This is a genomic window from Kitasatospora sp. NPDC058170 (assembly GCF_042883905.1).
Classification (GTDB): Bacteria; Actinomycetota; Actinomycetes; order Streptomycetales; family Streptomycetaceae; genus Kitasatospora.
This window is the reverse complement of the sequence record NZ_JBHVUV010000016.1, coordinates 1-26,320: the sequence shown is the minus strand read 5'-3', so window position 1 is coordinate 26,320 and position 26,320 is coordinate 1. Positions and strand designations below refer to the sequence as shown.

Here is a 26,320-nt window from a genome sequence, read left to right as displayed (position 1 = left end):
TGAGGTCCGGGCGGCGGGCCACCGTCGTGCCGGGCTCAGGTCAGGCGCGGCACCGCAGCATCTCCAGCGGGCGGTTGGCGCGGAAGTCGGCCCAGAAGTCCTCGCCGAACTCGCGCACGCCGGCCTCCGAGATGTCGAGCTGCACCCAGGTGAGCTCGCTGAATCCGGCCGCCCGCAGACACTTCTCGTAGACCTCGCGGCTCGGCGGGTTCGCGACGAAGGAGATCGGCGGGTCGAGGAGCGCGGTGATCCTCACCCGCGGCCCGATCTCGGACTCCTCGCCGGCCGGTTCGCAGAGGAAGCCGTACTTGGCCAGGGACGGGCCGTCGAAACGGAAGCCGGGGCTCTGCCCGAAGACGAAGAACTCGGCCCCGGCCGCGAGGCTGCGGTGGATGTTGCGACACATCCGCTCGATGGTGGCGACGTCCTCGGCGTAGTTGAACGCCTGGACCGCGACCCCGATGTCGAAGCGCTGCTCGAAGGTGCGCAGCTCGGCGACGTCGCCGATCTCGTACTCCACGCCCAGCGGGGCGGCGGCCTCCATGGCCCGGGCCGCGTCGACCATCGCGCCGGAGATGTCGACGCCGAGGACGCGGGATGCGCCGCGGCGCTTGAACTCCCGGCTGTAGAAGCCGGTTCCGGACGCCAGGTCGAGGACCGACCTGCCGCTCACGTCACCGACGAGGGCGAGGAAGCCGGGCACCTCCCCGTAGCGGGCCAGGGGGAGGGTCTTGAAGCCCTCGAACGCCTCGCCGATCTCGTCGTACAGCTCCGTGCTCATCGTGCCGTCCTTCCGTCTGCCTCGTCAGGTATGGCTCCGTTCGGCGCACTTGGGGGCGCCGCGGGCTCTCCTGCTGGCAGTCTGCTTCACCCCGGCGAAGGGTCGTACTGGAAGAAGACACAGCGGAAGTCCGCCAACTGCGGTGCACTACTGGCCGTTTCGATCCCTCGTTCCCCACCAGGGACCGGCCGGGCCCCGGTCGGCGCCGGCGTGCGGCACCGACCGGAGCCCGGCCCGGGCCCGACCGGGCGCTACCGCGCAGCCGGTCCGGCCTGCGCCCGTCCGACGGCGCTCAGCACCGCCCGGACGCCCGCCGCCAGGACGGAGGAGTCCCGCCCGACGCCCCAGACCACCTCGCCGCCGACCCGCGCCTCGATGTAGGCGACGGCGTCGCTGTCCCGGCCGGTGCGGACGGCGTGCTCGCTGAACTGCAGGATGTCGACCGCCGTGCCCCCGGCGGCCAGCGCCGCCGTCACCGCGTCCAGCGGGCCGTTGCCGGTGCCCCGGTGGGTGGCGCCGCCGAGCTCGACCTCCGCCCAGTGGCCGTCGTCCTCGCCGGTCCGCCAGGCGGCGGGTACGGCCCGGTCCAGGTAGGCGGCCCGGAACAGCGCGTACAGCTCGTCCGCGCCGACCTCGCGCCCGCTGTCGTCGGTCGCCTCCTGCACCACCCGGGAGAACTCGATCTGCAGCCGCCGGGGCAGCTCCAGCCCGTGCCCGGTCTGCAGCAGATAGGCGATGCCGCCCTTGCCGGACTGGCTGTTGACCCGGATCACCGCCTCGTAGTCCCGCCCGAGGTCGGCCGGGTCGATCGGCAGGTAGGGGACGGCCCACGGCGCCTCGGAGGCCGGGACGCCGAGGTCGGCCGCCGCCTTGGCGTGGTGGGCGAAGCCCTTCTTGATCGCGTCCTGGTGGGTGCCCGAGAAGGCGGTGTGCACGAGGTCCCCGACATACGGGTGGCGCTCGTGGACGGCCAGCCGGTTGCAGTGCTCGACCGTCCGCCGGATCTCGTCGATGTCGGAGAAGTCGATCATCGGGTCGACGCCCTGGGTGTGCAGGTTGAGCGCCAGGGTCACCAGGTCGACGTTCCCGGTCCGCTCGCCGTTGCCGAACAGGCAGCCCTCGACCCGCTGGGCGCCCGCCAGGACGGCGAGCTCGGCGCAGGCCACGCCGGTGCCGCGGTCGTTGTGCGGGTGGACGGAGAGGATCACCGACCCGCGCCGGTCCAGGTGCCGGTGCAGGTACTCGATCTGGTCGGCGTAGACGTTGGGCGTGGCGATCTCGACGGTGGCCGGCAGGTTGTGGATCACCGGGCGGTCGGGGTCGGCGTCCCAGAGCGCGGTGATCCCGTTGCAGACCTCCAGCACGTAGTCCGGCTCGGTCAGGTTGAACACCTCGGGCGAGAACTCGAACCGCACGCCCGGGCGGCCGTCGGCGCGCCGGGCCATGTGCTCGGCCGCCGCGGTGATCAGGGTGCGCACCTCCTCGCGGTCGCGGCCGAGGACGACGTCCCGCCAGAGCGGGGCGGTGGCGGTGTAGAGGTGGATCACGACGTTCGGCAGGCCCTCGACGGACTGGAAGGTCCGGTCGATCAGGTCCTCGCGGGCTGCGGTGAAGACGACGACGGCGACGTCCTCGGGGACGGCACCGGGCTCGGTGGCCAGCTGGCGGACGAAGTCGAAGTCGGTCCGGCTGGCGGAGGGGTAGCCGACCTCGATCTCCTTGTAGCCCATGGCCAGGAAGAGGTCGAACATCCGCCGCTTGCGTGCCGGGTCCATCGGCTCGGCGAGCGCCTGGTTGCCGTCCCGCAGGTCGACGGGGACCCACAGCGGGGCCTGCTCGATCCGGCGGCCGGGCCACTCCCGCGGCAGGTCGCCGGGGAAGGGCGGCAGCGGGACGCGCTCGTGGGCGGGCCGGTAGCGGTGGTGGGGCATGGCGCTGCCGCGCTGGGGGTTCCAGGCGGGGGCGGTGGCCGGGACGGGGCCGGCGGGGGTGCGCAGGGTGGGGAAGCGTGCGGCGGAGCGGGTGGGCGGCTGCATCGTGGCCAGGTCCTTCGTACGGTTCGGCGCAGGACGAACCGGCAGCGCGGCGCCCCGCAGCGGGGTGCCGGTCCGGTCAGGCCCCGCTGCGGCAACCAAGAAGGAGGCTCCACGGCTTCATGCCGGGTACAGTAACCACGAGTCAACTCCTCAGACAACCTGGCAGGTGAGCGCGATGCCTCCACTCGGCCCCCTCCGGCCCTCCCCCCTCGTCGACCAGGCGACCCGGCGGATCCAGGAGCAGATCACGGCCGGGCAGTGGCCGGTCGGCGGCAAGCTGCCGGGCGAGGTGGCGCTGGCCAGGGAGCTGGGTGTCGGCCGGTCGACCGTCCGGGAGGCGCTGCGCGCGCTGGCGGGGGCCGGGATGGTGCAGAGCCGGCAGGGCGCCGGGGTGTTCGTGACGGCGGACCGGCCCGGCGAGGACTGGTCGGCGCGTCTGCGCAGGGCCGAGCTGGCGCACGTCTACGAGGTCCGGTCGATCGTCGAGGTGCAGGCGGCCCGGCTGGCGGCGGCCCGGCGCGACGAGGCGGACCTCGCGGCCCTCGACCGGGCGCTGACCGCCCGTCGCGAGGCGGGCGCGGCCGAGGACGCCGTCTTCGTGGAGGCGGACATCGCGCTGCACGCCGCCGTGGTCGACGCCGCGCACAACCCCGTCCTGTCCGACCTCTTCGCCGAGTTCGTCCCGGTGCTGCGGGAGCGCCTGGTCGAACTGGTGGGACTGCTGGGGCTGCGCAGGGGGGATCCGGGGCACGGGTACGAGGCCCACGCGGATCTGGTCGAGGCGGTCCGCCGTGGCGATGTCGAGGGCGCGGGGGAAATTCTCGGGGCAGAGTTGACAGGGACACTGGCCCGTCTCCTGACGGCCTGATCGGGCAGACCGACCCTTCCCCGCGGCACTCGTTCACCGTCTGAGCACACTCGTGCGTACCCTGCGCACCCGCTCCCACCTGCGCTGACTCCGGGTCACCGAAGGGCGGTGGACACCGCGGGGACGCTTCGATCACCAACCATCAACCGGCGCGTGACGTTGTGTTCAGGCGGTGTGCGTACACCGTCCAGACAGCGAACGAGTTTTCACTCCCATAACACCGTATGACTAGTATCGCCTCGTCAAAGCCCGTGCCCCGGACGGTTCGGCCCGACCAGGTCGATCCGCAGCCCCAAGGAGTCAGCTCTGCGCGCGCGTGCGAATCGGCGGCCCCCGACGCCGAAGGCCCCCCGCAGGCGTCCGCGCCTGTCACTGCGGACGGCGCTGCTCGTCCTGGCCGTCGTCCCCAGTCTCGCCCTCGCCGTCCTCTGGGCGGTCACCACGGGCCAGACCTTCATCGACTTCCAACGCCAGGCAGGCCAGGGCCTGCTGGCCCAGAAGGCCGGACAGCCGTCCAACATCGTCTACTACAACCTCCAGGAGGAGCGCCGGCTCAGCGCCGAATCGCTCGCCCGGCCCGGCAGCGTCACCGAGGCGCTGCGGCGCCAGCGGCAGCTGACCGACGACGCCGTCCGCGCCTTCCAGACGCTCTCCGGCGAGACCGCCGACAACGCGCCCTCCGAGGTGCGCTCCGCCGTCGCCGAGGCGCGGCAGGCGATGGGCCGGCTCGCCGAACAGCGCGCCGCCATCGACCGCGGCGCCGTCGACCAGCAGGCCGTCTTCACCTACTACACCGACCTGATCGCCGTCGACCTGCGGCTGTTCACCGCGCTCAGCCACGTCGACAACGGTGAGGTCACCTGGATCTCCAAGACCCTGGTGAACGGGTTCTGGGCGAAGGAGATGCTGGCCCGCGAGGACGCCATCCTCGCCCGCGGCTGGCCCTCGGGGCGGCTCAGCCCGACCGACCTCCAGCAGGTGCAGCAGTCCATCGGCGCCCAGGACCACCTGTTCACCGTGCAGGTCGCGCCCTACGTGCCCGCCGCCGAGGCCCCCGCCTGGCAGGAGCTGATGACCAGCCCCGCGTGGCAGGCCAAGGCCTCCGTCGAGCAGGCGCTGACCCGGCCGATGACGCCCGACGCCGGCGGCACCGTCAAGCTCCCGCCCTCCCAGGAGCAGTGGCGCCAGGCCATCGACCAGCTCAACCCGCAGCTGGTGAAGGTGCTGGAGACCCGCACCGACGGCATCGTCGAGGTCGGCAAGGGCTCGTTCCTCTCGCTGCTCCTCAAGGTCGTGCTGACCAGCGCCATCGGTCTGATCGCCGTCATCGCGGTGGTCCTCACCACCTGGCGCCTGACCCGCTCGCTGCGCCGGCGCATCAACGAGCTGCACACCCAGGCCCAGGAGCTGGAGCGCACCCTGCCCGAGGTGGTCGAGCGCCTCGGCCACGGCGAGAGCGTCGACGTCGAGGCCGAGACCAGGGCCATCACCGCCGGCCCGCACGGCAACGGCACCGACGAGCTGGCCCGCCTCGGCCAGGCGCTCAACCTGGCCCGCACCTCCGCCCTGGAGACCGCCGTCCGGCAGGCCGAACAGCACCGCGGCTTCGAGCGGCTGCTCCAGCGCATCGCCCGCCGCACCCAGCTGCTGATCGGTCAGCAGCTGCGCAAGCTGGACGAGCTGGAGCGCAAGCACGAGGACCCGGAGGTCCTGGAGGGCCTGTTCGACCTCGACCACCTCACCGCCCGCCTGCGGCGCTACGAGGAGAACCTGGTCATCCTGGCCGGCGGCCAGCCGCAGCGGCGCTGGCGCAAGCCCGTCCCGCTGCTGGACGTGCTGCGCGCCGCGCAGGGCGAGGTCCAGGACTACCGGCGGATCATGCTGGACGTCGAGGGCCACCCGTGGCTCTCCGAGCGGGCCGTCGGCCCGGTCGCGCACGTCATCGCCGAGCTGATGGAGAACGCGGCGACCTTCTCCAAGCCGCCGACGCCGGTCGAGGTCCGGGCCGCCATGGTCGGCCGCGGGCTCGCCGTGGAGATCGAGGACCGCGGGCTCGGCATGGACCCGGGCCAGTACGACGCGGCCAACGCGCTGATGAGCAGCCCGCCCCGGATGGACGTGCTGGCCCGGGCGGACGACGTCCGCCTCGGGTTCTACGTGGTCGCCCGGCTGGCGGCCGCCTCCGGGCTGAAGATCGAGTTCCGGCCGTCGGCCTTCGGGGGCACCCGGGTCGTCGTCCTCGTCCCGGACGAGCTGGTGATCGACGGGGACGCCGGGCTGCCCGACGCCCCGGCGGTCGAGCCGATCCCGCTGGCCCGCCGGCCCCGCAAGGCTGCGCTGGCCGCGCTGCTGGCCTCGGCGGCGCCCGTCGGCGAGGCGGCGGGCGAGCCGGGCGAGCCGTTCGAGGCGCCCGCACCGCCGGTCGCCCCGGTGGACGCGTTCCCCTTCGACGGGCCCGGCGCGGCCGGCCTGGCCGGCAACCCCCTCGCACCCGGTCTGCCCGGCCTGCCCGACGGGCTCGGTGCGCTCGGCGCGCTCGGGGCCCCCGGACTTCCCGGTACTCCCGCTTCTCCCGTCGAGGCGTTCGCGCACGTCGAGTACATCCAGCCGCTGGAGGCGGAGCAGACCGTCGAGCACAGCTCGCCCTCGGACGGCACGCCCTACCCGGGCACCGCCCACGAGAGCCCGCCCTACGGCAGCGAGTCCTACATCGGCGGGTCCTTCGGCAGCGAGCCGTTCGGCGCCGCGCCCCGCGGCGGCACCCCGTACCAGCAGGCGTCCTACCCGGGCACCCCGTACGAGGACGGCTCCTACGAGGGCTCACCGCACGAGGGGGCCGGGCACGACGGGGCCGGACACGAGCCCGTGCCCTTCGCCGACACCTCGTACGAGGGCTCCCCGTACGGCACCGCGCCGCACGCGGCCGCCCCCCAGGGCACCCCCGGGGTCGACGCCCCCGCCTACCCGGACATCGCCTACGCCAAGGTCACCCCGGCCGCGTCCCCCTACGCGGACGAGCAGTACCGCCCGGCCGACAACTACCGGCTGGCCGAGCGCCGGGAGCGGCGCGAGTACACCTCCACCGTGCCGGTCAGCACCCCGGAGGGCGGGCAGCAGCCGCTGCCGCAGCGGGTCCGGCAGGCCAGCCTGGCCGCGGAGCTGCGCATCCCGCCGCCCCGCCCGGACGAGCCCGCCGCGTCCGTCGGCGCGCCCGCCGCACCGCACCTTCCGGGCACCCCGGTGAGCCCGTTCCAGCGCCCGGTCCGCCGCTCCGGCGCCGCGATCGGCGCCTTCCAGCGCCAGTCCCGCGCCGCACGCGGCCAGGGCAGCGGCCAGGGCGGCAGCCCGGACGGCGGCCACGACCCCGGTGAGCACCGGCCGCCCTCCCCCGCGCCCGGCGGCCCCCCGACCCCCGCGTCGGCCCCCTCCCCCTGGGCCCTTCCCGGCGCGGCCCCCCGAAACACTAGGACGGATGACCAGTCATGAACCGTACGATCGCCACCCACCAGGACCTGGACTGGCTGCTGGACGGACTCGTCGACTCGGTGGCCGGGACCAGGAACGCCGTCCTGCTCTCCGACGACGGCCTGGTCGTCAGCCACTCCCGCAGCATCGAGCGGGCCGACGCCGAACGCCTGGCGGCCGTCGCCACCGGCCAGCAGAGCCTCGCCCGGGGCGTCGGCCAGCTGTTCGACGGCGGCCCGGTGCACCAGGTGATCGTGGAGCTCGCCGAGGTCTGGCTGTTCATCATCGCCGCCGCCCAGGGCACCCACCTGGCCGTGGTCGCCTCCCAGGAGGTGGACGCCGAGGTGATGTCCGTGGCGATGCACACCCTGGTCCAGCAGGTCGGCCAGAAGCTGACCACCCCGGCGCGCAGCGAGTTCGACGCCTTCGCCGCGCGCAACCGCGGGTGATGCTCCGGTGATCCCCCACTGGAGCGAGCTGCCCGACGAGGACGAGCACGACGGCTCGGGGTCGATGGTGCGCCCCTACACCATCACCCGGGGCCGTACCGCGCCCGAGCGCGACGACCTCACGCTGATCACCCTGCTGACCACCGTCGAGGACGAGGCCCGGGCCGCCGTGGCCCGGGGCTCCCGGTCCGGGCCGCGTGCGCTGCAGCCCGAGCACCGGATGATCCTGGAACGCTGCCTGCGCCCGGCCGCCGTCGCCGAGGTGGCGGCCGGCCTCGACCTGCCGGTCTCGGTCACCAAGATCCTCTTGGGCGACCTGATCTCCCAGGGCCTGCTGCTGGCCCGGGCCCCGCTCTCGGTGGCCCGGGCCAGCGGGGGCGCGGACCTCGGACTGCTGACGGCCGTACGCGAAGGACTCCGGAGACTCTGAACCATGGCACCGACTCCCCTTCCCCCTCCCCCCAGTGCCCCCGCCGCCGTCAAGATCCTGATCGCCGGCGGCTTCGGCGTCGGCAAGACCACCCTGGTCGCCTCCGTCAGCGAGGTCGCCCCGCTGCGCACCGAGGAGTACCTGACCCGCGCCAGCATCGGCGTGGACGACCTCTCCGGTGTGGACAGCAAGGACACCACCACCGTCGCCCTGGACTTCGGCCGGATCACGGTCAACCCGGAGCTGGTGGTCTACCTGTTCGGCACGCCCGGGCAGGAGCGCTTCTGGTTCATGTGGAACGACCTGGTGAACGGCGCGCTCGGCGGGATCGTCATCGCCGACACCCGCCGGCTGGAGACCAGCTTCGCGTCGATCGACTTCTTCGAGAGCCGGGGGATCCCGTTCGTGGTGGCGATCAACTGCTTCCACGGGCACAACACCCGGACCCCGGAGGAGATCCGGGCGGCGCTGGACCTCGATCCGCAGGTCCCGATGCTGCTCGGCGACGTGCGCGAGCGCGCGTTCGGCCGGGACCTCCTGCTGGCCCTGGTCGACCACCTGATGGACCTGTCCACCGCGCGGGCCGCCACCGTCTGACGCCCGCGGACCGCCGTCCGGTCCGCCTTCCCCGCGGCTCCCGCCCCCTCGCCTCTCGCCCGCTCGTCTCTCGCCCCCTTGGAGAACCACGTCATGACCCCACCCCTGCGCGTCCTGGTCCACGGCGGCGGCATCGGCGGCCTCACCCTGGCCACCGCCCTGGCCCGGAGCGGCCACCAGGTCGATGTCGCCGAGCTGCGCGACGAGTTGGAGGCGCTCGGCGTCGGCATCATCCAGCCGTCCAACGCGCTGCACGTGATGCGCGAGATCGGCGTGCTGGACGCCTGCCTGGAGGCCGGCTTCGAGTGGGAGGTGCTGACCATCTGCGACCCGGCCGGCGCCACCCTCGCCAAGATCCCGCAGCCCCGGATGGACGACGCCCCCTCCAACAACGGCATACCGCGCCCGGCCCTGGCCAAGGTGCTGAGCGCGGCCGCCACCGCCGCCGGCGCGACCGTCCGCTTCGGCACCACGATCGCCGAACTCGCCGACGACGGCGAGGGCGTGGACGTCACCCTGTCCGACGGCCACAGCGGCCGCTACGACCTGGTGGTCGGCTTCGACGGCATCGGCTCGCCGCTGCGCGGCCGCCTGTACGGGGACGCCTACACGCCCGAGTACACCGGCTTCGCCAACTGGCGGGTGACGCTGCCTCGACTGCCCGAGGTGCAGGGCGTGGTGATGTCCGCCGGCAACCTCAAGGCCAAGGCGCTGTTGACGCCGATCACCGACGACCTGATGTACCTCGGTTCGGTGTTCGCCGAGCCCGAGGACTTCCGGCCGGACCCGGAGCGCGCCCACGAGCAGCTCGCCGAGCGGCTGGCCGGCTTCGGCGGCCCGATCGCCGAGGCGCTGGCGCAGGTCACCGACCCGGCCGCGGTGGTCTACTCGCGGATCTCGCAGGTCACCGTGGAGGAGCCGTGGCACGTCGGCCGGGTGGTGCTGGCCGGTGACGCCGCGCACGCGAGCACCCCGCACCTGGCCCAGGGCGCGGCGATGGCCGTCGAGGACGCGCTCGTCCTCGCGCAGAGTCTGGACTCCGCCGAGGACGTCGCCGCCGCTCTCACCGCCTGGGAGGAGCGCCGCCGCCCGCGCGCGATGTGGGTGCAGGCGCTGTCCCGCGCCGTGCTCAAGCAGGAGACCGGCACGCCGACCACCCCCGAGGAGGACGAGCTGCTGAAGATCGGCATCCCCGGGGCCGCGCACGTGCTGGTGAAGCCCTACTGACAGTGAGTCGGTGCAGGGAGGGGGCGGGCGGCGGATCCTTCCGCCGTCCGCCCCCTCCCTGCCGTTTCCCTGCCTCTCCCCGCGGTCACCCGGCGGAGCCGTCCAGCTCCGCCCGGCGCTCCCAGACCGCCGCCGAGATCCGCGCCACCAGCCGGGCCGCCGGGTCCGCCTCGTCCGCACCGGAGGCCAGCGGTCCGGTGTAGCAGACCGCGATCAGGTACGGCGCGCAGTCCTCCGGGCGCACCAGGCCCACGCTGTTCCGCACGCCCGGGATCCACCCGTTCTTGAAGGCGATCCGCGTCCCCGGCGGCAGCCCGGCCGCCAGGTCCACCCGGAAGGCGTTGCGCTCCAGCAGGGCCAGCAGCTCCGGCTCCCCGGCCAGCGACTGCAGCAGCCGGACCAGGTCCAGCGCGCTCACCCGGTTGTGTACGCCCCGGTCCCGGGCCGGGTAGTCCTCGATCCCCCGCGGGCTGGCACTGCGGGTCGCCCCCGCCCGCCGCCACACCTCGGCCACCGCGCCGTGCCCCACCTGTGCCAGGCAGAGGTTGGTGGCCAGGTTCGACGAGTGCGTGATCATCCGCTCCGCGAGCGAGCGCAGCGGCGCCACCCCGCCGAGCAGCGTCCACGGCTGCGGATCGCTGTCCCACGCACGGTCGTTGCCGTACTCGCCGCCGACCGCCGACACGAACCGGTTCACCACCGGCACCTCGGCGTCGAGGTCCGCCCCGCTGCGGTACAGGGCCGCCAGTACGGCCACCTTCATCGTGCTCGCCGCATCGTGCAACGCGTCCGGGGCCCGGACGAACACCGGCTCCCCGCCCCAGGGGGCCACCACCACCGACAGCATGCCCGACACGGTGCCCGCGGCCGCTTCCGGACAAACCTCCGGCCGCGCTCCGTGCGCCCTGTCGGCGGGCGGCCGCCCACCCTTACACTGCGACACCGGTCGGTCACGGAGAACGACCTTCACCAGGGGGTGGGACACATGAGTGCCGAGAGTTTCAGACTGCCGCACGAGTACCGGGTGGCGACCACGCGGATCGGGGGATTCGCGTTCACCATCCTGCTGCTGTCCTTCGGCGCGCTGCTGCCGCTGTGGTCGGACAAGGAGTTCGCCTCCTCCACGAAGGGAATCGGCTCCCTGCTGATCCTGGGGTTCTGCCTCCTGGTGATCGTCGGCGCGGCCCGGGCCGCCACGGTGGTCACCGCCGAGGGCGTCAGGGTCCGCGGGATGATCCGGCGCCGGCGGCTCGCCTGGTCCGAGATCAAGGAGTTCCGCAAGGAGCCCAACCCGAACGCCCACATGGGCAGGGGCGCACCGAAGTTCTTCACCTACGCCCTCCGCCACGACGGCCGGAAGGTCCAACTCCCGTACGTCGACGACAAGCACGTCGTGGTGGACCGGGAGGTGGCCCGGCTGCTCGCCCTGCTGGAGGAGCACCGCGGCGCCACCGACTGACGACACCGGGGCGGCCCGCGCTCAACTCCCCAGCGGGCGGCCCGCGCTCAGCCCAGCCGGGCCGCCGGCAGGGCCTCGGCCGGGAGCCGGCCGACCTCCGCCCGGGCGGCGAGTTCCGCGAGGTAGCGGGAGCGCGGGATCGGGGCGGCGCCGAGGCTGCGGATGTGCGGGCCGTCCCACTGGGCGTCGAGGAGGCGCCCGCCCGCGGTCCGGAACCGGGCGGCGAGGTCGGCGACGGCGACCCGGGCGGCGTCCGGGCGGCGGTGGAACATGGAGTCGAGGCTCAGGACCGGCCCCACGGCGACCCCGAAGACCCCGCCGATCAACTCCTCGCCCTCCCACACCTCGACGCTGTGGGCCGCGCCGCGCTCGTACAGGTGGCCCAGTGAGGAGCGCAACCCGCCGGTGAGCCACGGTGGTTGGCGCCCGTCGGCGCAGGCGGACAGCACCTCCCCGAAGGCCCGGTCGGCGCTGGTCCACCACTCCAGGCGGTTGCGCAGCCGGCGGGCGAGGTGGCGGCCGAGGCGGACCCCGCCCGGGGCGATCACCGGGCGCGGGTCGGGGGACCACCAGGCCAGCGCGTACGGGTCGTCGCCGGCCCCGGGCAGCAGGGCCACCTCCCCCACCGCGACCGCCTCCTCGAACCGGGCCTCGTTGAAGGCGCTGGCGTAGTCGTCGGCGGCGGGCATCGGGAAGAGGCCGCACCGGTAGGCGGCCAGCAGGGCGTCCGGCCCGAGGTCGGCCCCGAAGGCCGCCGGGGCGTCGGCGGGCGCCCGGGCGAGGTCGACCGCGCCGAAGACCCCGGCGGGGCGCCCGACTTCACCCCCGACCTGGCCGGCGGCGGGGCCACCGGCGGGGCCGGCGTTCACCGCCGCACCGCCCCGGTCGACACGGTGAGGAACCCCTCGGTCTCCAGCTGCCCGAGGTAGAGGTCCAGCAAATCCCCGTCCACCGCAGGAAGTTCGATGCCGCTTCCGACGAGTGCCTGTTCGGTGTTGGAGCGGTCGAAGAGCGGGAACGTCGGCCGGAAGTACATCTCGCTGATCGACAGCTCCGTCCCCGGGCAGCGGTCGACGAACAGCGGCACGAACGGGGTCATCGGGTGCGTCGGGTGCCCGGCCGCGAACCGCACCAGCCCCTGCACCCACTCCCCGTACGGGACTTCGCCCACCGCGTAGCCGCGTGCCCGCAGCCGCTCCGCCAGGTCGGCCAGCTCCGCCGGACGCGGCGAGGTCACGTGGTACACCTCGCCCGTCGCCGGTGCGTGGGCGGCGATGTGGGCGATGGCCTGGCTGAACCGGTCCGCCGGGACGAAGTCCAGCAGCAGCCGCACGTCGGGGCACGTGCCGCTCTCCGCCATGTACTTGATCAGCGCGCACATCTCCGTCCCGGTGTTCATCACCCCGGTCGAGAGGTCCCCGGTCACGTCGTTGGTGCGCAGCACGGTGACCGGCAGTCCGGCGGCGGACGCGTTGCGCAGCAGCTGCTCCGCCACCCACTTGCTCTCCACGTACCCGACCGACAGCTTCTCGGGGTAGGCCAGCGGCGTCCGCTCCGTCACCTCGGTGACGCCCGCCGGGCCGAACCCGGCGAGCACCGCGAGGGTGGACAGGTAGTGCACGGGGATGCCGCGCGAGTGCCCGGCGAGCCGGACGATCTCGCGGGTCCCGCCGACGTTCGCGGCCCGCAACTGGTGGTACGGGTAGATGAAGTTGACCTGCCCGCCGAGGTGGTGGATGGCGTCCAGGCGGCCCGCCAGGCTCTCGAAGCGCTGCCGCGTCAGCCCGAGCAGCGGCTCGGTGAGGTCGCCCACCAGCGGGACGACCCGGGCGTCCGCCAGGTCGTGGCGCAGGAACCGCTGCTGGGCCGCGCGGATCCGCTCCATCGCGTGTTCCTCGTCGGGTGCGCGGACCAGGCAGTGGATGCGGGCCCTGGTGGTGTGCAGCAGCGTTTTCAGCAGGTGCGCGCCACAGAAGCCGGTGGCGCCGGTCAGCAGGATCTCGTCCGGTTCGGCCCGTGAGGGCGGCGGGCGCCAGGACTGCTGCAGGGGGGTGTCGGGTTCGGCCTCGGCGGCCCAGTCGACGGCGGCCTCGCCCAGGCCGTTGCGGCCGCCGGCCCGCGCGGTGTGGGTGGCGGCCGCGAAGGCGCGCAGCGTGGGGTCGCGCAGCAGGGAGCGGGTGAGGAAGCGGATCCGGGTGACGTCGACGCCGAACATGATCCGGGCCCGGGCGATCATCTCCATGGCGAGCAGCGAGTTGCCGCCGAGGGCGAAGAAGTCGTCGCCGGGGGCGACGTCCTCGATGCCGAGCAGTTCGGACCAGAGGTGGGCGACGCCGTCCTCGACGGCGTTGCCGTTGCCGGCGGGGCCGGGCCGGCCCCCCGGGCGGCCGCCGTCGGTGATGGCGACGCCGTCGCGCCGCTGGACCAGGGGTTCGGTGCGCGGCAACCGTCGGCGGTCGATCTTCCCGGCGGCGGTCAGCGGCATGGTGTCGAGCAGCACGAACTCGGCCGGGACCATGAAGTCCGGCAGCCGCTCCGCCAGGTAGTCGCGGATCTGCTCGCGCCGGGCGCGGGCGCCGGAGGCGGCCCGGTCGACGAGCGTGTAGTAGGCGGTGAGGACGCGTGCGCCGTCGCCGCTGCCGTCGGCGGCGACCCGGGCCAGCCGGACGTCGGGGTGGGCGGCGAGCACGGACTCGATCTCGCCGGGGTCGACCCGGTAGCCGCGGACCTTCACCTGGTCGTCGAAGCGCCCGAGGATCTCCAGGTTGCCGTCCGGCCGCCAGCGGCCGGCGTCCCCGGTGCGGTACATCCGCTCGCCGGGCGCGGGGGCGTAGGGGTCGGGCAGGAAGGTTTCGGCGGTGAGCCCCGGTCGGCGCCAGTAGCCGCGCGCCAGGCCGGGCCCGCCGAGGTAGATCTCGCCCTTCTCGCCGGGCCGGACGGGCCTGAGCCGGCGGTCCAGGACGTGCACCCGCACGCCCGGCAGCGGCTTGCCGATCGGCACCGGGGCGGCCGGGCCGGAGGCCGCGCCGCCCAGCACCGCGGGCGTGAGCTCGCAGAGCGTGGAGGTGACGGCGGCCTCCGTGACCCCGTACGCGTTGACCAGCCGGACCCCCGGCAGCCGGGCCAGGCAGGTGCGGCAGTCGTCGGCGTGGACGGTGTCCCCGCCGACGACCACCAGGCGCAGCCGCTCGGGGCCCGGGCCGCCCTCGGGGAGCAGCGCGAGCACGTGGTGCCAGTACGCGGGCGTGAGGTCGGCGACGGTCAGCCCGAGCTCGGGCATCCGGCGGACCAGCTCGGTCGGCGCCCAGGTCCGCGCACCGCCGAGGACGAGGGCGGCGCCGCTGACCAGGGTGGCGAAGACCTGCTCCAGCGAGGTGTCGAAGCCCAGGGCGGCGAGCTGCAGGACGCGGTCGCGCGGGGTGAGCCCGTAGGCGTTGATCACCCGGTCCAGGGTGAAGACCAGGGAGCGGTGGGTGACGGGCACGCCCTTGGGGGTGCCGGTGGTGCCGGAGGTGTAGATCAGGTAGGCGAGGTCGTCGGGCGCGGCCAGGTCGGGCCACTCCGCCGGGGCTTCCGGGATCCCCGGGGCATCCGGGGCCTCCGGGCTCCCCGGGGCATCCGGGGAGGCGGCGGCCGCGTCGACCGCCTCCACCCCGGCGAACCGCCGTCCGCCCGACGCCACCACCAGCCGGGCCCCGCAGTCCTCGACCAGCTGGGCGAGCCGCCGCTCGGGGTGCGCCGGGTTGAGCGGCAGGAACGCCCCGCCCGCCTTGAGCACGCCGAGCCAGGCCACCACCAGGTCGGTCCCGCGCTCCAGGCAGACCGGTACCACCTGCTCGCGCCCGATGCCGCGGGCCCGGAGTAAGCCCGCCAGCCGGTCGCTGCGCCGGTCCAGCTCCCGGTAGCTGAGCTCGCCGTCCTCGGCGACCACGGCCGGCGCCTCGGGATCGTGGGCGGCCCGGGCCCGGAACAGCCCGTGCACGGTGTCGGCGAACCCGGGCCGGGGAAACGCACCGGCGCCGGACCCCGCCTCGACGGGCCCCAGTCCGAGCCCGCTCCACCGCCAGGCGCGTTCCACGTAGGCCCGGCACTCGGCCAGTGCGGCGGGCCCGAACTCGGTCCGCCAGCCACCCGGAACGGTGGGCCCGATCGGCCAGAGCGCATACTGGCCGTAGTTGTTCTGAAGCACGGCGTGACGCCCGGATCTCACATCCGGTCGTGCGCCCTGTGCGCTGTCGGCTGCGTCATCCACCGGCTTGACCTCGTGGTGTGGCGGCAGAATGCTGGGAGGTGCGACATTTCCGACTATACGCACTGAAGGCCCATCCCGAGCACCGGACCGGAACCCACCGGAGCGGTGCGGGCCCGAGCCCGGCGAACCCGCCAAGAACCGACCCTCACCCGGAATCCCCGCCCGACCGGCGTGGTGATGTCGCGGAGGAGGTAGCCTCGTTGACCCGTCGGCGACACCGCCTGATGGTCTGTTACCTGTTGTGGATGGCGCTGTTCACCTGCGTCTACTACATCAACCCGACCCAGCGGATCATCTGGTGGACCGGCATCGGCCTGGGTGGCGTTGCGGCCATCGTGGTCGGCGTCCGTCTCAACCGCCCGTCACACCCGCTGTTCTGGTACCTGTTGGCCGCGGCCAACTTCTGCTTCACCGCGGGCGAGGTCGTCCAGGTCATCCAGATGCAGTTCCTGCACCTGGGCAACCCCTTCCCCTCGGTGGCCGACGGCTTCTACCTCGCCGAGTACCTGCTGTACGCGGCAGGCGTGTTGGGGTTCATCCGCTGGCGCACGGCGCACCAGGACCGCGCGAGCCTGCTCGACGCGCTCATCCTCACCATGGGCCTGGCGCTGCTGGCCTGGATCTACCTGATCCTCCCGTACGCCCGCAACCCCGACCTCACCTGGTTCCAGCGGGCCGTCTCGATCGCCTACCCGCTCGGCGACGTGGTCGTCCTGGCCCTGCTGCTGCGCCTGCTGGTGCCGCGCGGGGGCAGCAGCCGCTCGCTCCAGCTGCTCACCTTCGGCACGATCGGCATCCTGGTCTCCGACGTCCTGTACGGGCTGATCCAGCTGCACGGCAACTGGCACATCGGCACCGCCGTGGACCTCGGCTGGGCCGTCTTCTACACCGCCTGGGGCGCGGCCGCCCTGCACCCCTCAATGGTCGAGCTGACCAGACCCATCCCCAGCCAGCAGCCGGACCTCAGCGTCGGCCGGCTGGCCCTGCTCACCGCGGCCTCGCTGGTCGCGCCGGCCATCCTGATCATCGAGTCGGTGAACGGGAACACCAACAACGCCGGGGTGATCGGGGCCTTCTCCGCCCTGCTCTTCCTGCTCGTGCTGGCCCGGCTCGCCCTCGTCGTCAACGCCCGACGGCAGGCCATCGCCCGCGAACGGGCCCTGCGCGAGGCCGGCGCCTCCCTCACCGCGGCCGTCACCGTCGAGGAGGTCGCCGACGCCGTCCAGGCCGCCGCCTCCACCCTGATGCCCACCGAGCCCGGCCACGTCGCCCTGCTCGCGGTCACCGAGGCCGGCGTCCTGCACGTACGGCACGCCGAGCGCGGCGCCACCCAGCACGCCCTCGGCGTCACCAACGACTCCGACGAGGCGCTCGCCCTCGCCGCCTACCGGGAGACCCGCTTACTCCCCGTCGAGGAGATCGGCAACGACCTCGCCACCCGGCTCGACGGCATGCCCTCGGCCCTGATCTGCCCGCTCACCCTGGCCGAACGCCCCTCCGGCGACCCGCTGATCGGCGCCCTCATCGTCACCGGCACCGAGCAGGAGCTCACCAGCCTCTGGAGCTCGCTGGAGATCCTCGCCGCCCAGGCCGCACTGGCCGTCGAGCGCGTCATGCTGAGCCAGGAGATCAACCGCCGCAACAGCGAGGCCTACTTCCGCACCCTGGTGCAGAGCGCCAGCGACGTCATCCTGATCCTCAACGCCGACGACGGCGTCCGCTACGCCTCCTCCTCCGCCGAGCGGGTCCTCGGCTACCCCGACCTGGACGGCGCACTGATCACCGACCTGGTCCCGCCCGAGGACAGCCGGGCGGTGGGCAGCGCGCTGGCCCGGATGCGCAGCCTGGACGGCTCCGCCGACGGGCGGGACCAGCAGCGCGAGCACTGGCGGCTGCTGCGCCACGACCGCACCCCGATCGAGGCCGAGGTCCGCTGCAACGACCTGCGCGGCGATCCGACGGTCGGCGGGCTGGTGCTCACCCTGCGCGATGTCACCGAGCAGCGCCAGATGGAGCGCGAGCTCACCCACCGCGCCTTCCACGACTCCCTCACCGGCCTGGCCAACCGCGTCCTGTTCCAGGACCGGGTGGGCCACGCGCTCTCCCGCGGGGAGCGCAGCGGCGCGGTCACCGGCGTGCTCTTCCTCGACCTGGACGACTTCAAGGTGGTCAACGACACCCAGGGCCACGCGGTCGGGGACGAGCTGCTGGTCGCCGTCTCGCTGCGGGTCTCCACCGCGCTGCGGACCTCCGACACGGCGGCCCGCCTCGGCGGCGACGAGTTCGCGGTGCTGGTGGAGGACGCGGTGCAGCCGGCGGACGTCGGCGCCATCGCGGACAGCGTGCTGAGCGCCTTCGCGGAGCCGTTCAAGCTCAGCGCGGGAGCCGTCCGGGTGACGGCCAGCATCGGCGTGGCCACGACGGAGGACAGCGTGGACGCGGCGGAGCTGCTCACCCATGCCGACCTGGCCCTGTACTCGGCGAAGTCGGCCGGCAAGCGGCAGTGGTGCCACTACCAGCCGGCCCTGCAGGCCGGGCTGGTGGAGCGGCACGAGCTGAACGAGAACCTGGACGCGGCGATCGCCGAATCCGCCTTCAAGCTGTACTACCAGCCGATCGTCGACCTGGCGACGGGCGGGCTGGTCGCCTTCGAGGCGCTGGTCCGCTGGCCGCACGACCGGCGCGGCATGGTCCTGCCCGACGAGTTCATCGCACTCGCCGAGGAGAGCGGGCAGATCGTCCCGCTCGGCGCCTGGGTCCTGGAGCGCGCGGCCCAGGAGGCCGCGGACTGGCAGCGGTCGAGCTCCGAGCGCCGCCGGGTCGACGGGCGCCCGCCGCTGCGCGTCAACGTGAACGTCTCGGCCCGGCAGTTCCGGGACGCGGGCTTCGTGGACGTGGTGCGCGGCGCGGTGCGGGCCTCCGGGATCGACCCCAACTCGCTGGTGCTGGAGCTGACCGAGTCGGTGCTGATGCGCCGCGACGAGCGCGTGCACACGGACATGCGCACGCTCGGCGAGCTGGGCGTCGGCATCGCCATCGACGACTTCGGGACGGGGTACTCCTCGCTGAGCTACCTGCGGGAGTTCCCGATCTCGATCCTGAAGATCGACAAGTCCTTCATCGACGGCCTGGGGATGTCCCAGCAGCAGTACGCCCTGGTCGAGGGCATCACCCGGATCGCCGACACGCTGGGCGTCCAGGTGATCGCCGAGGGCATCGAGAACGTCGACCAGCGGGACCTGCTGGCCGCGATGGGCTGCCCGCTGGGCCAGGGGTACCTGTTCGCCCGACCGCTGACGTCCGATCAGGCCGGCGCGCTGGTCCAGGAGGACGCCGAGCTGGCGACGCCGAGGGCGCAGTGGGCCCGCGGCGGCCCGGAGCGGTGAGGCCGGGAAGGTGTCGGGCAGGTCGGGCAGGTCGGGCAGGTCGGGCAGGTCGGGCAGGTCGGGCGAAAGAAAATAATCCACTTCGGAACATTTGCATGCGCGAGAGAGTTGGACGGGGCATGACTCAAGGACCAGCACCCCGGCCCCTCTCCGACGAAGCCCTCTCGGAGCTGCTCGGCGCCCAGCAGTTCGGCACCCTCGCCACCACCAGGCGCAGCGGCCACCCGCACCTGACGACCATGCTCTACCGCTGGGACCAGGCCGAGCGGATCCTGCGCTTCTCCACCACCGCCGACCGCGCCAAGGCGGCCCACCTGCGGCAACGGCCGCTCGCGGCGCTGCACGTCCAGGGCCCCGACGCGTTCTCCTTCGCCGTCGCCGAGGGGTCGGCGGAGGTCTCCGAGCCGAGCAGCACACCCGGGGACGCGACCGGGCGGGAGCTGCTCGCGATGCTCCCGGAGGAGTTCCGGCCGGCGGATCCGCAGGCCTTCCTGGCGGAGCAGGTGGCCGAGCGGCGGGTGGTCATCCGGCTGCGGGTGGACCGGCTGTACGGCACGGCGCTCGACGTCTCCGGCTGAGCGGCTGAGCAGCCGGGCCTCGGCGTCGCCCAGTCGGGGCGGCGTGACGCCGGGGCGGCGGGACGTCGGGGGTTCGGCGGCGGAGGCCGGTCAGCCGCCGCCCCCGTCGCCTCCCCCGTCACCGCCGAAGCCCCCTCCGTCGAAGCCACCGCTGTCGCCGCCGCCCCATCTGCTGCGCCTGCGCTTGCGCTTGCCGGTCATGCCCGATACCAGGCCGTAGACCACCAGCGCGATCACGATGACGACCAACACGGCTTTCATCGGGCCCCCGTGGATCCGCTCGGACATCCGCCCACAGTCGGGGCGCAGACCTGTTCTGTACCCCAACCACCTGCCGTGGAACCCTCGTTGGCGGGGCTGATGCGCCTCTGCGGAGCCGCCGTTGCCTGACGCGGCACTAGCCCACCGGGTGCGGGTGGCCGAGGTGGGGGAAGGTGGGGAGCAGGTCGGTGTGCGGGGGGATGTGGTCGCTGGTGATCTTGCCGCCGGAGACCATGGCGAGCCGGGCGGAGGTCACGTCGTCCGAGAGGGTCCGGCCGTTGGGGTAGGCGGCCAGGCGGGAGCGGTCGTAGCGCAGGATGTCGGGGAGGACGATCTTCAGCGCCTCGGTGGCGGCGTCCGTGGTGTAGTCGCCGGTGTGCTGGAGCACGGCCGTCCAGGGCTCGCGGTACTTCTCCCAGTCGTCGGCGGGCTCACCGGCGTTGTAGGCGTCCTTGACCTCCTCGGCGTTGAAGTAGGCGGTCAGCGAGGGGTGGGCCCCCCGGTCGACGGAGACGAGCCGGCCGTCCTGGTGGAGGCTGACGCGCGCCCAGATGCCGATGCCGGGGTCAGGGCCGAGCTCGGCGTCGGGGACTTCGAGGGCGATGCCGAAGATGTTGGCATCGGCCATCGCGTCCTTGCCGGTCCAGGTGAAGTTGTCGACGATGCCTTCGAGGTCGGCGAAGAAGGGGTCACTGCGCAGGCCGACGGAGAGCTTGCGGCCGTCGGCCTCCACCACGTCGGGCGCGTCGCCGAACGCGACCGGGACGTTGCCGAACAGGACCTCCCCGCCCGCCTCGTGCTTCTGCGCGGCGGCGCCGGTGGCGCGGTGGACGGTGACGGTCTGCGCACCGGCCTCGGGGTCGGAGAAGACGAAGGAGTAGGCGACGTCGGCACGGTTGTCGCCGTTGTTGTCGATGTTGATGCGGTAGACGGCGTCGGGGTGGAACTCGGCGGCCCCGGTGGGGGCGTACGGGTTCACGTTCATGATGAGCACCGTGCGCCCGGCGGCGTCGGAGGCCGGGAACGCGAACAGGTCGGTGAGGTCGAGCCGGGCGTCGCCCTGCGGGGACCGGAGGTTCGGGCCGCTGAGGTGGTGGGACATAGCGCTGCGCTTCCTCGTCTCTGGGTTCCCCCCTGGACTGTCCGGACGTTCGTACCAGCGGGAGCCGGACGGGGCAGGCAGGACACCCGCCCGGGCCCCGGCCGTCCGCCGGATGGCGCACGGCCGCGGCCCGGCACCGGCGCCACCGCACCGGAGGGCTTAGGCTCCCGCACCCTGCCCCGGACAAGCGGAGTGGGAAGTCGGACCGGCCGACTTCCCACTCCGTACCGCAGGTCTTCCAGGTCAGCCGATGGACGGCTCAACCGTGCCCCTGGCCTCGGCCGGCAGGTACTGCTTGTTGCCGTTGAAGATCGCGGTCACGCCGGACCCGACCCCCGAGAGCATGATGGTGGGGTCGAGGATGTTCGAACCCGTGCCGGCGACCGCGTCGCCCTGGCCGTTGGTGGTCCCGCGGCCGATCTCCCGGCGCGTGTTGGAGACGACGAACACGATCGACGCGCCCTGGACCCCCACGCCGTCCGAGTCCAGCAGGGTCGCCTTCAGCTGGGCCTGAGCCTGGCCGAGGACCGTGCCCTTCACGGTGTAGCACGTGAGCTGCACGTTCTCCTTGTGGACCGGGGCGTTGTTGAACTGCTGGCCGCCCTGGCCGTTCTGGTTGCCCTGGAGCTGCTGGAGCTGCTGCTGGAGCTTCAGGATCTCCACCTGCTTGCGCAGGTCCTCCAGCTGCTGGTCGGTGTCGTTCGACTGCCACGTCGTAGTCATCGGAAAAGCACTCCTGTCGGTCTTGCTTGCCTTGCACGTCCGGGTCACGGCGACCCACGGCAAGAGTGCGCATGCGAACAAAATGACTGCCCGGTAGCCATCGGCCAGTCGCACCATCCGGACCTCGCACGGGTCATTCCCGTGCGCTGTCCGGGTTCTCCTCCCCCGCGGCGCGCGTCCGGAGTGGGAAGTCGGCCGGTCCGACTTCCCACTCCGACTCCCCACCCCGGCTTCCCACCCCGACTCCCCACCCCGGCTTCCCACTCCGACTTCCCGCTCCGGGCCTACATTTCGCGGCCCTGCTGGCGCAGCAGCGTCCTGAGGTTCTCCTCCGCCTCGGCCAGTCCGGCCTCGGCGGCCCTGCGGAACCACATCTCGGCCTGGACCGGATCCCCGGTGTGCCAGTCCCGGACCCCCACCTCGTTCATGATGGCCGGATCGCCGGAGTCGGCGGCCTTCCGGCGCCAGATCCCCGCCTGGGACAGGGCTCCGCGCCGTTCGAGCAGGCGCGACAGCCGACGCATCGCCCCGGGGCTCCCGGCCTCGGCGGCCCTCAGGTACCGGTGCTCCGCATCTGCGGTCTCGCCGATCAGTTCGAGCCGCTTCCCCTCCTCGACCAGCGCCTCCGGGTCGGGGGAGCCGGCGTACACCCGGTTGCGGACCAGGGCGAGCCGGCCGGCCGTGCGGGTGTTGCGCTGCTCGGGGCGCGGATGCCCCTGACTGGGCAGCACCCTGGCGAGGTGTTCGTGGATGGCCAGCAGCGTGAGGTACTCCGCCGACAACGTCGAGCCGTGCTCCAGGAGGTTCAGGAGTTCACCGGTGTAGGCCGTGTACCGCGCCTCGGAGGGCGCGATGGACGGCCGGTTCGCCGGCGAGGAGGCCAGGGTGCACGTCCCGGCCGCCTCCAGCTGGCCGGCGACCACCGAGGTGGCCGTCGCCATCGTGTCGATCGCCATCCCGGAGAAGCAGCAGTCCAGGATCAGGACCCGGTTCGCGGCACGCGCGGTGGCCAGGGTACGGCGCAGCAGACCGAACGGCAGCCCCGTCCAGGCGATCAGCGAGGGATCGCTGGACGTGCCGGGCAGCGACAGGTACAGCTCCCCGTCCGGGCCGACCAGGCCGTGGCCGGCGTAGTAGACCAGCAGCAGGTCCTCCGCCTGCGCGGCCGCGGCCACCAACAGGGCGCCGATTCCCGCGAGATCGGGCCGGTCGGGCTCCGCCACGCAGTGCCTGGACGCGAGGGCCGTGCCCCGCGGACTGGTGAGCACCCGCGCGAGGTCCGCGACGTTGTTGCGCACCGCGGGCAGGTCGGGCAGGTCGGGGTCGGAATAGGTACTGGACCCCAGCAGCAGGGCCCTGGAGCGCGGTGGGTCCGGCAGGCGCATTCACCGCTCCAGGGCGTGCCGCGGCCCGGCCGCCGGGGCGGCGGGCCGAGCGGGCCCGGGCACCCGGCGGATCCGGGCAGCCCGGGCGGGCCGGTCACTCCTCCAGGGCACGGCGCAGCACGGCTTCCACGTCCAGGTCCGGGGCGTCCCGCACGGAGATCCTGACGCTCCGCCCGTCGGGGCCGGTCACCTCGATGTCCGCGGACGGGCGGCGGTGCCTGATCCACACCGCCACCGAGGCGGCCAGCACCGTGCCGGCCCCCTGCGCCCCGAGGGCCACGATCAGGATGTCGGCGAGCCCTCCCATCTGCCCGGGAGGTGTCGCGGGCTTCTCGATCGCGGCCCGCCCGCGGAGTTCGTCCTCCCGCGACAGCCAGTCCGCCAGCTCGACCAGCTCCGCGGGGCCCTGCTCTCCGGTCAACCGGATCCGTGCCTGCATCGCGCTCCCCTTCACCGTCCTCATCCCCAGCGCCGCGCTTCCGTCACGGCCTTCAGATCGATCAGCGCGTTGGCGTATCCGGCGTCGATCGCCCGCCGGCACCACTGCTCCGCCTGGGCCGTCTCGCCGAGCTCGGCCAGCAGCAGCCCGAGCATCGCCATCGCCGACGCGTTGCCCGCGGCGGCGCTCCTGCGCAGCCACAGTTCCGCCGCCTCCAGATCCCGCCGGTCCCACCGCATCCGCCCCACCTGGAACATGCCGAACTCGCTGCCCGCCTCGGCGGACCGCAGGTACCACCGCTCCGCCTCGGCCAGGTCACCGCGCTGCTCCGCCTGCGCACCCACCTGGAACATGGCCAGGGCGTCCCCGGTGTCCGCCGCCCTCCGGCACCACTGCTCCGACTCGGCCGACGCGCCGCGCCGAGCCAGTACGGAGGCCAGCCGAAGCATCGTCGGCTGGATTCCGGCGCTCACGGCCTCCCGGTACCAGCGCTCCGCCTCGGCGAAGTCCTGCCGCTTCTCCAGCAGTCGCCCCAGCAGGTCCATCGCCATCGGCGCCCCCGCCTCGGCCGCCGACCGGTACCACGGCTCGGCCCCGACCGCGTCGCCGCGCTCCTCCAGCAGGGTGGCCAACATGATCATCGACCGGATGTGTCCGGCCTCCGCCGCCTGGCGGTGCCACTGCTCGGCCCCGGCCAGGTCACCCTGCCGCTCCAGCAGGCCGGCCAGGCCGAAGACCGCGGGGACGTGGCCGACACCGGCGGCCCAGCGCAGCATCCCCTCCGCCTCGGCCGGTTCGCCGCGCTCCATCAGCAGGGACGCCAGCAGGGTCAGCAGCTCCGCCACGAGCTCGACCGCGTCGGCCTGCGGCGCGTCGCTCGCCTCCGACACGATCGTGGCGGCGCTCCGCACCAGCCCCTCCGCCTCGTCCAGGTCACCGCGCTGCATCGCCAGACGCGCGAGATCCCTCAGCGCGTTTCCCCGCACCACGGAGTAGCCCGCGGTGTCGGCCGCCCTGCGCAGCCACTCCCGCGCCGCGTCCAGGCGGCTCTCCTGCACCAGCAGGCACCCGATCTTCCACATCGCGTAGGTGTCGCCGTGCTCCACCGCCCGGTGGTACCAGTTCTGCGCGCCCGCGAGGTCGCCGCGCTGCTCAAGAAGGAAGCCCATTCCCCCCATCGCGCTCACATGGCCCGCTTCCGCGGCCCTGCGCATCCACTCCTCGGCCGCCTCCGGCTCTCCCCGGTCCCGCAGCAGCTGGCCCAGCCGCGCCATCCCGTCCGGGTCCCCGCCGGCCGCGGCGCGCCGGTACCACCCCTCGGCCTGAGCGGAATCCCCTCGCTCCTCCAGCAGCCAGCCCAGCCGGATCATCGCCTTCGGATCGCCGCCCTCGGCGGCAGCACGGTCCTGCTCCTCCACCTGACCCCCCTGTCGGTGTGCGGATGATGCGCGCCGGCCACGGCCGGGCGCCCGCCCGAGCGGACGGCGACGCCGCAGAACCGGCACCACCGATACTGCCCGGCAGCGGCCATGATCATCCGACCTCCGGGCACACCGAGCGACCGGGCGACCCCCACCCGACGCCCCACCAGGCTCCCCACCCCCCGGAACGGGCGCCGCCCTACTCAGCCGAGTGCGTCGAGCCGTGTCCCCGTCCGGTACAGCTCCAGCAGCAGCGGCCGCAACGCCAGGCCCGCCTCCGTCAGCCGGTAGCTGGTCCGCACCGGGAAGCCGCGCAGGCGCTCGCACACCGCCAGCTCCCTCTCCTCCATGACCCGCAGCCGATCGGCCAGCACCTTCGGACTGATCTCCGGCAGCCGGTCCCGCAACTCCCCGAACGACAACGGCCCGCCCATCAACTCCCGCAGCACCAAGGTCGTCCACCGCCCGGCCACCGCCGCCAGCGCCAGCTCCACCGGACACTCCGCCTCCGGCCGCCGGACCCGCCCCCGCTCGTCCGGGACCAGCTCACCGTCCCACGGGCGCCCGCCCGCGTGGCTTTCCGTTTGGTGACCTACGCCGCCGCCGACTTCACTGCCCACATGACCACCGACTCCACCACCCATGCCCCCACCATCACCCTCACCACCGACCCCGCACAACACCCGGCCGTCTTCGCCGCCGCCTTCAACACCGGCGACCCCGCCGCCGTCGACCAGGCCTACGCCCCCGGCGCCGTCTTCGTCCCCACCCCCGGCACCGCCGTCACCGGCCCCGAACTCACCCGCGCCAGCGCCGACTTCCTCGCCCTCGGCCTCCCCATCACCGTCCGCCCCCGCCACACCTACGTCGTCGACGACACCGCCCTCCTGATCGTCGACTGGACCATCGACGGCCCCGGCCCCGACGGCACCCACCTCCACCTCGAAGGCACCGCCACCGACGTAGCCCGCCGCGGCCCCGACGGCCACTGGCGCTACATCATCGACAACCCCTTCGGCACAGCCCACCGGCCGTGACGAGGGCTTCAACGGAACGATTCGGGCTCGCCTGAGCGGTCCTGCTGACGACGTGCGGAACAGGCTTCCGTCGTCGCAGGTCTGGACGGGATCTTCAACCAGGCCCTGCCGCGAATCGGGATACGGGGTCACAGAACTTCGACCCGGTGCGTTCCTCATCTCGAGGTGAATATTCGCAATGCTTCCCGGCCGTTGATTTCTTCGGTCCACGCGCTCCCGGGAAGAGTGTTCGCATCATGGCGGCAGTGCGGAGGCCGTCTGCCCTGGGATGGGCAGACGGCCTGAAGGGCGTTGCTGTGGCGGTCGGTCGAGGCCGAGGTGGCGGGTCACCCTAGTGCCGCGTCAGGCAACTTTTGCCCGTCAAGGAGCGGCGTCCGGTGCGTGCTATCGGCGTGCCGGCCGGAAGCCCTCGTACTGGACGTAC

22 protein-coding genes are annotated in these 26,320 nt (G+C 73.5%); 10 read left to right on the top strand and 12 right to left on the bottom strand.

All coding sequences use genetic code 11. The features are described from left to right. Positions 1 to 40: 40 nt before the first annotated feature. A complete protein-coding gene (locus ACFVVX_RS19105) occupies positions 41 to 781 on the bottom strand; it encodes a class I SAM-dependent methyltransferase (protein WP_387946951.1) in 741 nt (246 codons plus the stop codon). Positions 782 to 1,032: 251 nt separating this feature from the next. After that, the gene (locus ACFVVX_RS19100; protein ID WP_387946949.1) at positions 1,033 to 2,817 is read right to left on the bottom strand and encodes a 2-isopropylmalate synthase; all 1,785 of its coding nucleotides are present in this window, start codon (positions 2,815 to 2,817) and stop codon (positions 1,033 to 1,035) included. 175 nt (positions 2,818 to 2,992) lie between these two features. Between ACFVVX_RS19100 and ACFVVX_RS19095 the strand changes: the two genes are divergently transcribed. The 6 genes from ACFVVX_RS19095 (at position 2,993) to ACFVVX_RS19070 (ending at position 9,853) form a co-directional block, all read left to right on the top strand. Then, entirely contained in the window at positions 2,993 to 3,685 is a 693-nt protein-coding gene (locus tag ACFVVX_RS19095; RefSeq protein ID WP_387946947.1) for a FadR/GntR family transcriptional regulator, read from the top strand. A 282-nt stretch (positions 3,686 to 3,967) separates the two neighbouring features. Continuing rightward, complete coding sequence (locus ACFVVX_RS19090) at positions 3,968 to 7,171, top strand: nitrate- and nitrite sensing domain-containing protein (RefSeq protein WP_387947249.1); 3,204 nt, start codon at positions 3,968 to 3,970, stop codon at positions 7,169 to 7,171. Continuing rightward, entirely contained in the window at positions 7,168 to 7,599 is a 432-nt protein-coding gene (locus ACFVVX_RS19085; RefSeq protein ID WP_387946945.1) for a roadblock/LC7 domain-containing protein, read from the top strand. Before ACFVVX_RS19090 ends, ACFVVX_RS19085 begins: the two co-directional genes overlap by 4 nt. Before the next feature lie 7 nt (positions 7,600 to 7,606). Next, complete coding sequence (locus ACFVVX_RS19080; RefSeq protein WP_387946943.1) at positions 7,607 to 8,029, top strand: DUF742 domain-containing protein; 423 nt, start codon at positions 7,607 to 7,609, stop codon at positions 8,027 to 8,029. Between the two features lie 3 nt (positions 8,030 to 8,032). Beyond that, positions 8,033 to 8,626, top strand: a complete 594-nt coding sequence (locus ACFVVX_RS19075) for an ATP/GTP-binding protein (RefSeq protein WP_387946941.1) — start codon at positions 8,033 to 8,035, stop codon at positions 8,624 to 8,626. A gap of 93 nt (positions 8,627 to 8,719) precedes the next feature. Next, entirely contained in the window at positions 8,720 to 9,853 is a 1,134-nt protein-coding gene (locus ACFVVX_RS19070; protein ID WP_387946939.1) for an FAD-dependent monooxygenase, read from the top strand. An 85-nt stretch (positions 9,854 to 9,938) separates the two neighbouring features. On the opposite strand, the gene ACFVVX_RS19065 is transcribed toward ACFVVX_RS19070, so the two are convergent. After that, positions 9,939 to 10,700 (bottom strand): serine hydrolase, encoded by a 762-nt coding sequence (locus ACFVVX_RS19065; protein ID WP_387946937.1) that lies wholly within the window; start codon positions 10,698 to 10,700, stop codon positions 9,939 to 9,941. 138 nt (positions 10,701 to 10,838) lie between these two features. Between ACFVVX_RS19065 and ACFVVX_RS19060 the strand changes: the two genes are divergently transcribed. After that, positions 10,839 to 11,312 (top strand): PH domain-containing protein, encoded by a 474-nt coding sequence (locus ACFVVX_RS19060; protein WP_387946935.1) that lies wholly within the window; start codon positions 10,839 to 10,841, stop codon positions 11,310 to 11,312. Positions 11,313 to 11,359: 47 nt separating this feature from the next. Here the strand turns inward: ACFVVX_RS19060 and ACFVVX_RS19055 are convergent, their stop codons facing one another. Both ACFVVX_RS19055 and ACFVVX_RS19050 read right to left on the bottom strand, forming a co-directional pair. Further along, a complete protein-coding gene (locus ACFVVX_RS19055) occupies positions 11,360 to 12,181 on the bottom strand; it encodes a leucyl/phenylalanyl-tRNA--protein transferase (RefSeq protein WP_387946933.1) in 822 nt (273 codons plus the stop codon). Beyond that, a complete protein-coding gene (locus ACFVVX_RS19050) occupies positions 12,178 to 15,522 on the bottom strand; it encodes an amino acid adenylation domain-containing protein (RefSeq protein WP_387946931.1) in 3,345 nt (1,114 codons plus the stop codon). Before ACFVVX_RS19050 ends, ACFVVX_RS19055 begins: the two co-directional genes overlap by 4 nt. A 242-nt stretch (positions 15,523 to 15,764) precedes the next feature. Between ACFVVX_RS19050 and ACFVVX_RS19045 the strand changes: the two genes are divergently transcribed. Both ACFVVX_RS19045 and ACFVVX_RS19040 read left to right on the top strand, forming a co-directional pair. After that, positions 15,765 to 18,950 (top strand): putative bifunctional diguanylate cyclase/phosphodiesterase, encoded by a 3,186-nt coding sequence (locus ACFVVX_RS19045; protein ID WP_387946929.1) that lies wholly within the window; start codon positions 15,765 to 15,767, stop codon positions 18,948 to 18,950. 119 nt (positions 18,951 to 19,069) lie between these two features. Then, the gene (locus ACFVVX_RS19040; protein WP_387946927.1) at positions 19,070 to 19,528 is read left to right on the top strand and encodes a pyridoxamine 5'-phosphate oxidase family protein; all 459 of its coding nucleotides are present in this window, start codon (positions 19,070 to 19,072) and stop codon (positions 19,526 to 19,528) included. A gap of 90 nt (positions 19,529 to 19,618) precedes the next feature. Here ACFVVX_RS19040 and ACFVVX_RS19035 read toward each other — a convergent pair whose 3' ends face one another. From ACFVVX_RS19035 to ACFVVX_RS19005, 7 genes are all read right to left on the bottom strand, one after another. Beyond that, entirely contained in the window at positions 19,619 to 19,816 is a 198-nt protein-coding gene (locus ACFVVX_RS19035) for a hypothetical protein (RefSeq protein WP_387946925.1), read from the bottom strand. A gap of 109 nt (positions 19,817 to 19,925) precedes the next feature. Next, entirely contained in the window at positions 19,926 to 20,891 is a 966-nt protein-coding gene (locus tag ACFVVX_RS19030) for a DUF4331 family protein (RefSeq protein ID WP_387946923.1), read from the bottom strand. Positions 20,892 to 21,134: 243 nt separating this feature from the next. Further along, positions 21,135 to 21,614 (bottom strand): hypothetical protein, encoded by a 480-nt coding sequence (locus tag ACFVVX_RS19025; protein WP_387946921.1) that lies wholly within the window; start codon positions 21,612 to 21,614, stop codon positions 21,135 to 21,137. Between the two features lie 284 nt (positions 21,615 to 21,898). Further along, positions 21,899 to 22,999, bottom strand: coding sequence for a caspase domain-containing protein (locus ACFVVX_RS19020; RefSeq protein ID WP_387946919.1), 1,101 nt, complete (start codon positions 22,997 to 22,999; stop codon positions 21,899 to 21,901). A 94-nt stretch (positions 23,000 to 23,093) separates the two neighbouring features. Further along, positions 23,094 to 23,438, bottom strand: coding sequence for a hypothetical protein (locus ACFVVX_RS19015; RefSeq protein WP_387946917.1), 345 nt, complete (start codon positions 23,436 to 23,438; stop codon positions 23,094 to 23,096). Between the two features lie 20 nt (positions 23,439 to 23,458). Continuing rightward, complete coding sequence (locus ACFVVX_RS19010; RefSeq protein ID WP_387946915.1) at positions 23,459 to 24,856, bottom strand: tetratricopeptide repeat protein; 1,398 nt, start codon at positions 24,854 to 24,856, stop codon at positions 23,459 to 23,461. Positions 24,857 to 25,062: 206 nt separating this feature from the next. After that, positions 25,063 to 25,353 carry a winged helix-turn-helix transcriptional regulator gene (locus ACFVVX_RS19005; protein WP_387946913.1) on the bottom strand — a complete coding sequence of 97 codons (291 nt, stop codon included), beginning with the start codon at positions 25,351 to 25,353 and terminating at the stop codon, positions 25,063 to 25,065. A gap of 126 nt (positions 25,354 to 25,479) precedes the next feature. Here ACFVVX_RS19005 and ACFVVX_RS19000 point away from each other — a divergent pair, with 126 nt between their 5' ends. Then, positions 25,480 to 25,896, top strand: coding sequence for a YybH family protein (locus ACFVVX_RS19000; RefSeq protein ID WP_387946911.1), 417 nt, complete (start codon positions 25,480 to 25,482; stop codon positions 25,894 to 25,896). Positions 25,897 to 26,320 lie beyond the last annotated feature (424 nt).